Origin of the sequence: Chamaesiphon sp. VAR_48_metabat_135_sub, from assembly GCF_031418915.1 — a bacterium.
Classification (GTDB): domain Bacteria; phylum Cyanobacteriota; class Cyanobacteriia; order Cyanobacteriales; family Chamaesiphonaceae; genus Chamaesiphon.
Window position 1 is genome coordinate 1 of sequence record NZ_JANOJV010000175.1, and the last position, 12,361, is coordinate 12,361.

Here is a 12,361-nt window from a genome sequence, read left to right on the forward strand (position 1 = left end):
CAATTCTCTCGTTTTATTAGATGAAATTGGACGAGGAACAGCTACATTTGACGGTTTGTCGATCGCCTGGGCAGTCGCCGAATATCTCGCCACCGAAATCGGTTCTCGCACAATTTTTGCCACCCATTATCACGAACTAAACGAACTCGCCTCGATCCTATCTAACGTCGCAAATTATCAAGTCACAGTCAAAGAACTCCCCGATCAAATTATCTTTCTCCATCAAGTCCAACCAGGCGGAGCAAGTAAATCCTACGGGATTGAAGCGGGAAGACTCGCAGGTCTACCACCAACAGTAATTAGTCGCGCCCGACAGGTGATGTCGCAGATTGAGGAGCATAGTAAAATCGCATTGGGGCTACGAGAATCGATGTCTTGAGATTCATTCGTTTGATATAACGTTAAGGATCATTTCAACAACTCGATAGACATGGGAACCTGGAGTTTGCGGCCAGTTTTGATTAGCATTTGGATGTAGCTCTTTTGCCCGTCGAATAGCATCCTGAATATGTTCAAGAAAAGGAGATACATCAAGATTACTGCCATTATAACTCCCTAAAATAGATCGCAGCCTTGTTTTGAAATCCTTGCTGCTGGTATCATCGGGATCTAAATCTCCAAGATGTAAACACAACCAAGCTTCAAAACAGGGATTGCTGATCGCTAAATGATATTTTTTCTGTTTGGCTTGGCGACAGACTGAGCTTAGATTCTTTGCGCCCCAGCGATCTACATCTAATACTAACCATAATGTATCCTCTTCATTTAGATCATACTTTTCAGCAAATTCATCAAGCCTTTTTATTACATATTGTGGTGCAGAGTCATTTTCTACTCCCGTCGTAATGACGGCAATTTTAATGCGGGAATCATTGAATATTTCAAAATAGCTCTCCTCCGTTTTAGCACCTTCAGTAGCAATTACAAATAATCGTGCATCTCGAATGTTATATCGGCGATCGAGCAACTTCGTTCTACGAGCTTTTTGCATTACTGTTATCAAGCCTTGACTTTAATAGCAGGAGACTCTGTTTCGCAATTAAGCCAGCCTAAAGTACTAATATCGCCAAAAAATGGAATTGCACCAAACCGCCCATCTAAATAGCCTTTTCCAACTTTTAAATCGGGTCTAATCTTAAATTCTGCCAATGAATATAGGTGAGATCCCCCTTGCTTGTTTTTTTCTACAAGCCAAATTTCATCTCGACGTAAAAGTTTTAAATCAAGTAAATTTGTGTCGTGAGTCGTGAAAATTAGTTGGTTTTTACTTTCTTCAGTTTTACATTGCAAGAAAAATTCTAGAAACTGACGTGACAACAAAGGATGTAATCGACAATCTAATTCATCCAACAATACAACCTTCTCTGATTTATTTTTGAGGATAAATAAAGCAGGAATCAAATTAATCAAACGCTGTGTACCTTCTGATTCCTCTTCTATAGAGAATTCTACAAGCTGATCTTTGTCATTTAGATGCTTAGTTTTAAGTTGCATTAAACTTAGTTGACCTCCATCTCGTTTCATAAGGAGATATCTCTTTCCAGGCATATTTTCAAGCATGATTATAGAATCTTCATTGCTCTCAGCAAGTTGCTGATTAAGTTCTTCCCTCATGTTTACAGGCATTTCTGGAAAATGAGCATCAAAATCAAGTGCAACTTCCTCGACGCTAATGGAATCAATGCCAGTACCAGAAAATTTCAAAAACTTACCAAGAAAGCTAGTAAATTCTTCACTACTTAGTATTCCAATCTCTAGACCTATGGAGCGAGGATCTGAAGGAATTATCGTTAGAACTCTCTTGAACCAATGAACAATAGGCATCAGAATTGTAACATTTCGATCTACAGCTTCTGTCAAGAAAAGTTGATTCGATCTTGTCCCTTTTGCAATAAATTCTAGAAACTGCTTCTCTTTGTCACCTTTACCTCTAAGTATCGATCCATACTCTATTTTTGTTTCTTTGCTTTCAGAAGTAGTTCTGTCAAAATATTGCACTTCTCTTTTTTTGTTAGGCGGGACTCCGTAAAGCCATTCTTCAAGTATCTGACCAGAATTGAATGTAAAGCCATAAGAATATAACGCATTTCCATAAGTAAATATGAACTCAAATTTACTAGGCTTTTTACTGTAGTCTCCTAGTTTGAATGTAGGGACTAGAATAGCTTTCCCACTGCGCGTTCCTTCGACAATTAAATCTTGTGCAAAATCAATGGCTTTAATCAGATTAGATTTGCCTGCTGCATTTGCACCATAAATAGCTGCAACAGGCAGCAATGATTTACCTTTGCCAGCTACATCGACAGCAAGATGCGCTAGATGGCTTACATCACTATTCGCACCTAACATGCTGAAGGTGGTTTCATCCCTGAAGGATAGAAAGTTTTCGATTGTAACTTGAACCAGCATTACGCCCTCATCTGAGATGAAACTATTAATGATCGAGAATTTAAAATACTAATAATGGAGATTTTTTCTCTTTAAATCATCTTTAATAACAATTATATCCTTTAATCATGCCACCAATAACAATTTGCCGTATTGATTATGGCGAAGATCGATGGATGGGGATTGGATTTCTCGGTCTTGGTGTAGCGGTAGTTGTCTGGACAGAGCGACAAGGGGATATAATCCGAATAATTTCAGCACGAAGAGCAAACCGTCATGAACAAAAACGACTCGAACAATACCTCAGGTACTAATTGGGAAGCATTGGCAGAGATGTCTGATGACAACATTGATTACTCAGATATTCCACCATTAACGGATGAATTTTTTGAGCGTGCAACACTACGAATTCCAGCAGCACAGGCTCATAATTTAGTGCATCTAGATCCCGATGTGATGAAATGGTTTCAGTCTCAAGGTATACAGCCGACAGAAATGATTAATACAGTTCTACGCCGATATATTGAAAATAACACCCGACAATCTGCATAAAAATAGACATTTCGGTTAATAGTATGGATCATCTTTCCATTTATCCTTTTATCCTTATCGTATTCAGAGTGAGTTAATACATACTTGATGTAGATTCGCTGAGTATCATTGACACTGAAAAGAAAGTATCAAACAAATTTATGAACGAATTCATAGGTGAAATCAATTCGTCCTTTACGCAGTAAAGCTGGGTCCATGCGATCGGTTGTATTGCAGGTCATTAATACTACCAATTTCTGTTGAATATGAATCCCCGCTTCATCAATTACGCTCTGATAAAGTGTCCCATCTAGCAGACTCAAAATATGTTCGGTTTTACTATTATCTTGGGCGGATTCAAGGGCACGATTTTTGGCGAGGTTATCAGCTTCATTAATAATCAGACAAATCCGCTCTAAATAACTCGGTGGTACGAAGTTTTCGACAGCATCGTGATCGAGGATAAAGATCACATAACCCAAGGGCATTAGTACTTCTTTGGCGATCGCTTGCGTCCAGACAGTTTTACCTGTGCCAGGCGCACCGTTGACGAGTACAGCCACTCGATCGTCGTCAATAATTGCTTGTTGAACTAGATCGCTAAAGATTTGAATATCGGCTGAGAACGATCGAATGGGATAGTCGCTATTGATTTTACCTACCCGACTTTTATAGCCGCTTAAAATCACGGCTACATCATAAGTAGCTTTATTAATTAATGGGGCTAAATCCTTGGCACAAATTGTATATTGACGTTTGCCTTTTTCGTATGTCTCCACCTGTACCCAGATATCATATTCTTTCCAGTAAGCCGAAACATAGCCCAGGACTTCCAGCCGATCCCAACTAGTGAATCGATCGCAAGGATAGTAGAAATACCGCTCCCAATAGTACTGAGTAATCAGATCGGGTTTGCCCAAAATCTCCAGAATATTCTTGACAGTGATTTCTTCCAATCGATTGAGCACATACTCGATCGGAATACTATCGCGACTGACTAATTGAACGATCGGAGTTTGAGCGACGAGGACATCTTTATGTCGGCGATCGGGTGCGGCCGGATCTGGCGTAATATAGTTCCAGAGTTCGTTAAATTCATACTGCACGCTATCTGAAAATACATTCAGAATATTTGCCCACCATGAATATTGTTTGCGGCTGAGAGCATCGGCGACATCGCTAAAAAAATCAGCACTCCGTTTCGCTAAATTCCAGGTATCATTAACAACTATATTCGCGAAAAAACCAACATCCAAATCCCGATTTAGCGGTCGCCATCCCGCTGCTAATAGCCCTTTATTTTGAGCGTTATTATTCTGGTTGAAATCTCCATATCCCATATTAATTTTCTGTCTTTAAAATTTGCTTCAAGAGCTTAATGCTCTAGGCGAATCACGCTGCTAATAGTTGTAGATATTGTGGTGGTACCTCATCAACCAACCACACATCATTTTCGGTGCAGTAGAAGTCATAACCATTGCTTTCCATTAACAGCGCATTTACACCCAATACAATGCTCTTCCCACGTCTACCACCTACTTGATGAGCCATACTCAAATTTGTGGTGAGATGAACGTGGTGACGAGACATTTTTTGCAATCCTGTCTTTAAAATTTCTGTTACTACTTTGACATGAGTCCCATGATAGAGAATGGCAGGAGGAGTGCGAACTGGAAGTTGTAAATCTACTTCAGTAGAATGTCCCTGATTGGCGCGAATTAAATCGCCGGAATCATCGAAAGAAAAACGTTGTTTCTCATTGGTGGCTACGACTTGTTTGAGATCGGCTAAACTAATTTCAAATCCATTTTTGGCTGTGGCGGCTAGCAGATCGGCTACATTTACCCATCCACCTGGTGCGAGTTCCAAGCCGATACGTTCTGGTTGGTGGCGCAAGTGTTTGGATAGGTATTTACTGATTCTAACGTGGCGTTGGGGAATTTGCTGTTTGCTCATAGGGGAGTTGGGAGAAGAGTAAAGGGTAAAGGGTAAAGGGGCATAATCATCAGCCTCCCCCCTGCCCTTTACCTAGAACAGCAGAATGCCCCCACCAAAACGGTACTCCGTTTGGTGGTGGATTGGTCGGGTCACCCGACCAGTAGATGAATGCGAGTGAGGTGACGATTGCCTGCCCGACAATCCCGACAATCAGCAGATCTCGGAAGGAGGGCAGGCATGAGGAGACGAACAAATTCATTGCTTATTCAATATTTTATCTGGGTTTTTCTAGATAAAATTATGTTATCATAGTTTCATGATAGTTAGAGAAGCCAAGCTAAAACACGGTACACCAGAGCAATATTCTGCCATTGATGAAGCCATCCAAACAGCACAGTTCATTCGGAACAAAGCCGTTCGCTATTGGATGAACAATCAAGGCACGAGTAAAGCCGATTTGTACAGCATATGCAAAGACCTGGCTAAAGAGTTTGACTTTGCTAAGAAGCTTAACTCCGCCGCTCGTCAAGCTAGTGCTGAACGTGCTTGGGCTGCTATCTCTAGCTTCTATGCCCGATGCAAAAAGGGTGTAGGAAAGAAAGCGGATGCTTTCCGGTCGGGTTCCCCGACCATGGAAAAGCACCAAGCAGGTTTTCCCAAGTTTAAAAAACATTGTCGCTCTGTTGAATATAAGGTTTCAGGATGGAAACTATCAGATGATTGCAAATCGATCGCATTCACCGATGGTTTTGAGATTGGAACATTGTCGATATTTTGCAACAATGAAACTCAAGAAGACTTGCAAAGGTTAAAAATTAATCGTGTGCGGATTGTGCGGAGAGCAGATGGGTATTATGCCCAATTCTGTTTTGATGCAGATCGTAAAGAGCAGGGGGAGTATTCGGGTAATGTTGTCGGATTGGATCTAGGGTTGAAGTTTTTCACCAAAGACCAAAATGATAACGCCGTCATCTACCCTCAATTCTTGCGAAAGTCCGAACGCAAATTAAAAAAAGCTGCCAGAAGATTAAGTAAGAAGTTTGTCAAAGGTGCTAAACCTCAATCAAACAACTACCACAGGGCACGGAAACGACTAGGAAGAGTTCATCTCAAAATTCAACGCCAGCGAAAAGATTGGGCAATCAAGCAAGCCCGAAACGTAGTGATATCTAACGATGTCGTGGTGTATGAAAATTTGCAGATTGCGAACATGGTCAAAAATCATCATTTGGCTAAGTCAATTTCTGATGCTGGTTGGTATCAATACACTCAATGGCTAGACTACTACGGCAAGATTTGGGATAAAGCAGTTGTGGCAGTATCGCCTAACTACACGTCCCAAGATTGCTCTAATTGCGGTCATCGGGTCAAAAAATCCCTCAGTACTAGAACACATTCATGTCCTAACTGCAAGATTGAGATTTGTCGCGACACAAATGCGGCTCTGAACATTCTGCATAAAGGATTGAACATTCTTGGTGTTGAGTGGAACAAACAGCGTGGCGGGTCACCCGCCCAGCACAGTACGTCAGGGCATGACGAATCTGGCTCGGAAGCGGAGTTCGTCCGGTCGGGGAACCCGACCATGGAACGAACCCAAGCAGAGTGAAAGCATGGGGAGAAGATCGCCACTGCTGCTGATAAGCAATTTGATTCGGTAAGCGAACTTCGATGAACCATGAATAAGAATCCCCCACTGTAGCGGTACTCCGCTCAGTGACGGGAGTATGTCAATATAGATGGCAAACTAGCACGATCGAACTCACATTATCTCTAGCATACCCACGATCGAATCAAACCATGGCTAGAGAATGCTGCGTCAGATTAAAAGATCGTATGATTTCTGCGCTGACTCTGACGATCGCGATTATAGTAGAAGCTGATATCGATCGAATATTTCTAACCCCTAAATCCTAATTAGCATGGAAAGCCAAGATTTGCTTCTATTAGTCGTATTACTCTGCCCAGGTTTGCTGTTATCGGTAACGATCATGCTGACTTTTGCTGCTGGTGGCTGAATTAGTCGCCGAACTGCGTTCTGCTACGGATAGATTGATTGCTGTAAAAGTTAAAATGCTCGAATACCAACGACTGGGAGTAAGATTTGGCTCAACCTGTCGATTTTGGGGATAGACAGGTTGAGCTGTATCGTTTGGGTCGAGAAGTTGAGGCGATTCAATCCCCAGACGCTATTCATTGTGGTGATGTCCTACCCCGAATTTAGTAATCTCAGAAACCAACTTAACTGTACGCTCGCGCTTTCGCCAACACCCCTACAACTCCCCCAACTCCATTACCAATCTCGCTGTGTCAAACCCCTAGCATGTTGATAGCAGTTTTCAGCTTCTTGCCACTGTTCGAGACTGCTGTAAACCCTACCCTTATTGAACCATAACTCTGGATTCTCCGGATCTAGTCCAGTGGCTTGCTCAAAGCTGAATAGGGCATTGTCGAGTCGATGGAGTTCGAGCAGACAATTTCCGCGACTATTCCAGGCGGCTGCTCGATCTGGGTCGAGGTTGAGGACGATTTCATAGTCAGCTAACGCCGCTTCAAATTCACGTCTCATCAGATGAATATTGCCCCGTCGAGACCAAGCGAGAATATATTCTGGGTCTAATCCTATCGATCGATCGAGACTAACGATCGCGGCTTCTACTTGTCCTAGAGCTTGCTGGGCAATCGACTGTTTGTACCAAGTTGGGGCATCATCATCCCTAAGTTGAAGACTGGTCTGATAGCACTGGAGAGCCTCAGGATACTGTTGGAGGTTGAGGTGGATTAAACCCTGGTTATTCCAGCCTGTGGGGTCTTGAGGGGCAACCTTGGTGGCTTGGCGATAACTGTGGAGGGCACTTTCTAAGTTGCCGAGTTGAAAGAGGGCATTGCCGCGACCATTCCAGGCGTGATGCTCGGAGGAAGAAGCTCCAGTTACGAGCGTGCGCGATAAGGTCAGGGATCGATCGAAGCTAGCAACAGCGGCTTCCCATTGTTTGAGTTCGAGCAGAGCATTGCCTCGGTGATAATAGGCGTGGCTATCGTCGGGGTTGATAATCGCACAGTTGTCGTAACAGGCGATCGCATCTTCGTATTTTTGGAGATGAAATAAGGCGATGCCCCGATCGATCCACACGAGGGGATCTTGGGGATTGACACTGACACTTTGCTCGTAACATGCTAGTGCTTCCTGCCAACAGCCCAGTTGTTTGAGAGAGATCGCTCTACCATTCCAGGCATTGGCATCGTGAGGATGGATTTCCAAGCTCTGCTCGTGGGAATGGGCGGCTTCTTCATAACGGTGGAGGTGGAATAGAGCCTTACCCCGATTGTGCCAGCTTTGGTAGAACAGGGGTTGTAATTTTAAAGCTTTGTCATAACTATCGATCGCCTCCTCATAGCGTTTGAGCGATCCGAGGACGTTACCATGATTGTTCCAGATATAATAATCTTCTGGCTCGATCTGTAGTGCGCGTTCGTAGCTATCGAGGGCGCGTTCTCTGTGTCCTAATTGGAATAGCAGATTTCCCTGTTGATACCAAGCTGGAGCGTAGTCTGGATCTAGTTCCAAACAGCGTTTGTAGCTGTCAAGATTCTCGGTTGTGTCGGTCTGGATCTGAAACTGGACTTGTCCGCGTTGGTACCAAGCCAGGGCAAAATTGGGATCGGACTCAATTGCTTTGTTGTAACTAGCTAGAGCATCTTCCCAGCGTTCCAAGTGACTGAGTAAATGACCGCGATGGTAATATGTATCGGATCGATCGGGTTCTAGCTCCAGTGCTTGACGATAGGCATTTAGAGCCGCGACAAATTCGCCTTGATGGTATTGAGCCTGTCCCAATAGGTGCCAACTTCTCGCCCGCTCTGGCTGAATTTCGGTGGCTGTTTGAAGGCTATCTACAGCGGTATTGTAATCGCGTAGCTCGATCGAGATGCGTCCATGTTGTTCCCAAACGTTGGCATTGTTGGGATCGAGTTCGATGGCTTGACAGCAGGATATCAGTGCAGTTTCCCATTCGCCTTGAGCGGCTTGAACTTGGCTTTGGTTGAAGAAGATCGATGAGTGATTTTGAGGATCGAGACTCAGAGCGCGCTCATAGCAAGCATCAGCACCTTCCCAGCGGTCAAGTCCGGCTAGGGCTAAACCTTTGGCATACCAGGCTGCTGGTGCATTTTCATCCAATTCAAGGGCTTTGTCATAGCAGGCGAGAGCTTCTTCCCAGCGTTGTAACTGGGATAGAACGTGCCCGTGGCTATAGCAGAGATCGTAACTGGGAGAGGTTAAGATGGTGACTCGTTCGTAACAAATTGCCGCACGTTCCCATTCCTGCAATTGTTGGAGAGCCTTGCCTTGACGATACCAGGCTTCGACACGATCGGGTTGGAGACTCGTTACCTGTTGGTAAGCATAGACAGATTCGGCTAATTCGGCTAATTGCCAGAGTAAATTGCCCAATCCATACCAGGTATCGGGATCTTGGGGGTGAAATTCGATCGCCCGCTCGTAGGCTCCTCGCGCAGCTTCGGTATCGCCGATTTGGGTTAATTCTTTGCCCAAATTATGCCAAGCGGGATGATAGTTGGGTTGAATTTCGATCGCTTTGCGGTAGCTGTCGATCGCTTGGTCTGGTTGACCCAAATGTGCTAAGGTGAGGCCGCGATCGTTCCAACTGTGGCAATCTTGAGGATTGAGTTCGAGGGCGCGGTCGTAAACATCCAGTGCTGCGGAATAGCGTTGGAGTTTGAGCAGAGTTTTGCCTTGAAGGTACCAAACAGTCGCCGCATTCTTGTTAATTTTCACAGCTTGCTGATAGCTGTAGAGCGCATCTTCCCATTGTTCTAGGTGGGAGTAAGCATAGCCGCGTTGATACCAACAATCGAAGCTATTGGGCGCGATCGCTAGGGCTGCATCGTAGCTAGCAATTGCCTCAGGATAGCGGTTAAGCTTGAATAGTGACTGTCCTTTGCCCTGAATGGCGGGGGCGAAGTTTGGCTCCATGGAGATCGCTCGCTCGTAATTGAGCAGGGCGTATTCATATCTACCTAATTCCGAGAGCGCGTTACCGCGTTCGTACCAGGCTTCGTGAAAATTGGAGTTAATCGCGATCGCTCGATCGTAACTTTCTAATGCCGAGCTATACTCTTTTTGCAATCCTTGGACGATGCCATAACTATGCCAGATTGCCGGATCTTTAGACCTCAGTTTTAGCGTTTGCTCTAGACTGGAAATTGCTTCACAATACTGTCCAAGTTCGGCAAAAGTTTTACCGCGCTCGTACCACGGTTCATAGTTTTCGGGGTGGAGGGCGATCGATCGATTGTAGCAGTCTAGAGCTTCCTGCTGTTGACCTAACGCTGCACAAGCCTGACCCCGACTGTGCCAGGTGTAGGCTTCTTCTGGCTGATAACTCAGAGCTTTATCGTAACTGACGATCGCCTCAGCATAGTTACCCTGATGCGCCAATGTCATCCCCTGATTGTACCAAGCGGGATAAAATTCGGGATTGAGTTTGAGGGTATGATTGTAGCTACTAATTGCCTCGTCGTATCTACCTAAATGAAACAGCACGAAGCCTAGATTATTCCAGGCTTGGTGGTAATCTGGCTTGAGCTTGAGAGTTTGGTCGTAACAACCCAAAGCTTGCTCGTACTTACTCAGGTGAAATAATGCCATCCCTTTGTTGTACCAAGCTTGATGAAATTGGGGGTTGAGCTTAATCGTGCGATCGTAACTGACGATTGCGGCATCATAGCGGTGGAGATGAAATTGGGCTACACCCAAGTTATTCCAAGCCGTATAAAAATCTGGGTGCAGCCTAGTCGCTTGTTCATATGCATTAATTGCCGACTCAAACTTACCGAGTTTGAATAGGGTTTTGCCCTGATTATTCCAAGCATCACTATGATTGGAGTCGAGTTGGGTGGCTTTCCGATAGCAGTCGAGTGCGTGTTCGTACCGTCCCAGTTGGAACATTGCCTTACCGCGATTATTCCAAGTTTCGGCATCTTTGGGCAAAAGTGTGGTAGCCTGGGTGTAGCAATTAAGAGCTTCTTGAGGTCGATCGAGCTGCGACAGGATATTACCGCGATTCGTCCAACCTTCAGCTAATTGGGGCTGTAACTTGGTCACGACTTCATATTTGCGGAGTGCGGTTTCCAATTCGCCCAGATGGAACAGAATATTGCCACAGTGATTCCAGGCTTGATAAAAGTCTGGTTGCAGTTGGGTAACTCTAGTATAAGCTTTGAGAGCTGCCTCAAAATCACCTAGGAAAAATAATACTTTGCCCTGATTGTACCAAGCTGCTTGAAAATCGGGGGCGATATCGATCGCGCAGCGGTAACATCTTAGTGCATCTTGAAAACTTTTTTGCTCGAAGTGGGCAACGCCCAAGTTATTCCAAGCTTGAGAGAATTGCGAATCGAGTTCTGTTGCCTTCTGATAGGCATGAATTGCTGGTGTGAGCTTATTTAATTGAAATAATACCTGACCTTGATTATTCCAAGCAAATCGATCGCTCGGATCGATCTGCAAACTCTGTTCGTAACAACTAGCGGCTGCTTGCAGGTGTCCGATCTGAAACAATAACCAGCCCTTATTTGACAGGGTTAGACTATCATCTGGCTTGAGTTCTAGTGCCCGATCGTAAGCCGATAGTGCTGCATCATACTGTTGTAGCTCGAATAGAGCGCGTCCCTTTTGATAAAGCGCGAACCGCTCATCAGGATGGATCTCGATCGCTCGATCGCAGCTCCTAATTGTTTCTTGGTAACGCCCGAGTTGAAATAGCACCCAGCCTCGATTTGCCCAAGCTTCAGCATCTTCAGGCTGGAGATCGATCGCTCGATCGTAAGCAGTGAAGGCTTCCTCCCATCTTCTCAGCCCAACCAAAACCCAACCTAAACTTGCCCACACTTCTTGCCTGTGGGGTTGTAGCTCGATTGTCTTATTATAGCAAGCTAAGGCAACATCCAGTTTCCCTGCATTACGATACAAGTTTCCCTGACTGTACCAAGCTTCTGGGTCATCTGTGGCCACGGGAGGAGTTAGGTATTCGGACTCAGTTAGAAAATCTTGTTTCATTATCTCATGTTCGGCGATTGCTGTCGCAGATGAATCTCCATTTGGGAGAGATCCATTTAGCCGATCGGCTAAATATTGGGTCGCAGAGACAGATTCACCCGACGATCGACCACGATTTATTGGTGGAATTGCTCCAACAGAAACTCGTTCTTCGATTTGGGCTGCTTTTTTCTTGTTACTACTGCTCCAAAATTTACTCAGCATAATTGGTTTCAAAGATGTTCAAAAGACTTCAAAGGTAAAAAATCTCGCGCAGTTTATGTATCGAAAGTGTAACGTTGACGAAATATTGACTTGGGTGCTGAAGATCGTCTGAATTATTGACGAAAGTAAGTAAAAATCGATGGATGTAGCTAGAGAGTTACAAGCCATACGCTGGAATGAGTTGAGTGCATTTAGAGTCTAACTGGTCTCAATTCAATT

General features: G+C 44.4%; 8 protein-coding genes and 2 pseudogenes. 4 read left to right on the forward strand and 6 right to left on the reverse strand.

Translation table 11 applies throughout. The annotated features are described in order from the left end of the window. Window positions 1-379, forward strand: a pseudogene (locus tag RMO55_RS12840) (DNA mismatch repair protein MutS); the annotation flags it as partial. A gap of 3 nt (window positions 380-382) precedes the next feature. Here RMO55_RS12840 and RMO55_RS12845 read toward each other — a convergent pair. Continuing rightward, window positions 383-991 (reverse strand): RloB family protein, encoded by a 609-nt coding sequence (locus tag RMO55_RS12845; RefSeq protein WP_310427077.1) that lies wholly within the window; start codon window positions 989-991, stop codon window positions 383-385. Between the two features lie 8 nt (window positions 992-999). Further along, window positions 1,000-2,409 (reverse strand): ATP/GTP-binding protein, encoded by a 1,410-nt coding sequence (locus RMO55_RS12850; RefSeq protein ID WP_310427079.1) that lies wholly within the window; start codon window positions 2,407-2,409, stop codon window positions 1,000-1,002. A gap of 128 nt (window positions 2,410-2,537) precedes the next feature. Here RMO55_RS12850 and RMO55_RS12855 point away from each other — a divergent pair. Both RMO55_RS12855 and RMO55_RS12860 read left to right on the forward strand, forming a co-directional pair. Further along, window positions 2,538-2,702 (forward strand): annotated as a pseudogene (locus RMO55_RS12855) (BrnT family toxin); the annotation flags it as partial. Then, window positions 2,665-2,940 (forward strand): hypothetical protein, encoded by a 276-nt coding sequence (locus RMO55_RS12860; RefSeq protein ID WP_310427080.1) that lies wholly within the window; start codon window positions 2,665-2,667, stop codon window positions 2,938-2,940. The pseudogene RMO55_RS12855 and the gene RMO55_RS12860, both read left to right, overlap by 38 nt. Before the next feature lie 128 nt (window positions 2,941-3,068). Here RMO55_RS12860 and RMO55_RS12865 read toward each other — a convergent pair whose 3' ends face one another. Together RMO55_RS12865 and RMO55_RS12870 are read right to left on the reverse strand one after the other, a co-directional pair. Next, window positions 3,069-4,259, reverse strand: coding sequence for an AAA family ATPase (locus tag RMO55_RS12865; protein WP_310427081.1), 1,191 nt, complete (start codon window positions 4,257-4,259; stop codon window positions 3,069-3,071). Window positions 4,260-4,311: 52 nt separating this feature from the next. Then, a complete protein-coding gene (locus RMO55_RS12870) occupies window positions 4,312-4,875 on the reverse strand; it encodes an RNA 2'-phosphotransferase (protein ID WP_310427082.1) in 564 nt (187 codons plus the stop codon). Window positions 4,876-5,173: 298 nt separating this feature from the next. Here RMO55_RS12870 and RMO55_RS12875 point away from each other — a divergent pair, with 298 nt between their 5' ends. Beyond that, entirely contained in the window at window positions 5,174-6,466 is a 1,293-nt protein-coding gene (locus RMO55_RS12875) for a transposase (protein ID WP_310427083.1), read from the forward strand. A 459-nt stretch (window positions 6,467-6,925) separates the two neighbouring features. On the opposite strand, the gene RMO55_RS12880 is transcribed toward RMO55_RS12875, so the two are convergent. Both RMO55_RS12880 and RMO55_RS12885 read right to left on the reverse strand, forming a co-directional pair. Continuing rightward, entirely contained in the window at window positions 6,926-7,054 is a 129-nt protein-coding gene (locus tag RMO55_RS12880; RefSeq protein ID WP_310427084.1) for a hypothetical protein, read from the reverse strand. A gap of 96 nt (window positions 7,055-7,150) precedes the next feature. Continuing rightward, on the reverse strand, window positions 7,151-12,142 hold the full coding sequence (locus RMO55_RS12885) for a tetratricopeptide repeat protein (protein WP_310427086.1): 4,992 nt from the start codon (window positions 12,140-12,142) through the stop codon (window positions 7,151-7,153). Window positions 12,143-12,361 lie beyond the last annotated feature (219 nt).

Excerpts from the sequence above, each read along its gene's own strand:
- RMO55_RS12845 (WP_310427077.1), bottom strand. The coding sequence starts at position 991 with ATGCAAAAAGCTCGTAGAACGAAGTTGCTCGATCGCCGATATAACATT.
- RMO55_RS12850 (WP_310427079.1), bottom strand. The coding sequence starts at position 2,409 with ATGCTGGTTCAAGTTACAATCGAAAACTTTCTATCCTTCAGGGATGAA.
- RMO55_RS12860 (WP_310427080.1), top strand. The coding sequence starts at position 2,665 with ATGAACAAAAACGACTCGAACAATACCTCAGGTACTAATTGGGAAGCA.
- RMO55_RS12865 (WP_310427081.1), bottom strand. The coding sequence starts at position 4,259 with ATGGGATATGGAGATTTCAACCAGAATAATAACGCTCAAAATAAAGGG.
- RMO55_RS12870 (WP_310427082.1), bottom strand. The coding sequence starts at position 4,875 with ATGAGCAAACAGCAAATTCCCCAACGCCACGTTAGAATCAGTAAATAC.
- RMO55_RS12875 (WP_310427083.1), top strand. The coding sequence starts at position 5,174 with ATGATAGTTAGAGAAGCCAAGCTAAAACACGGTACACCAGAGCAATAT.
- RMO55_RS12880 (WP_310427084.1), bottom strand. The coding sequence starts at position 7,054 with ATGAATAGCGTCTGGGGATTGAATCGCCTCAACTTCTCGACCCAAACG.
- RMO55_RS12885 (WP_310427086.1), bottom strand. The coding sequence starts at position 12,142 with ATGCTGAGTAAATTTTGGAGCAGTAGTAACAAGAAAAAAGCAGCCCAA.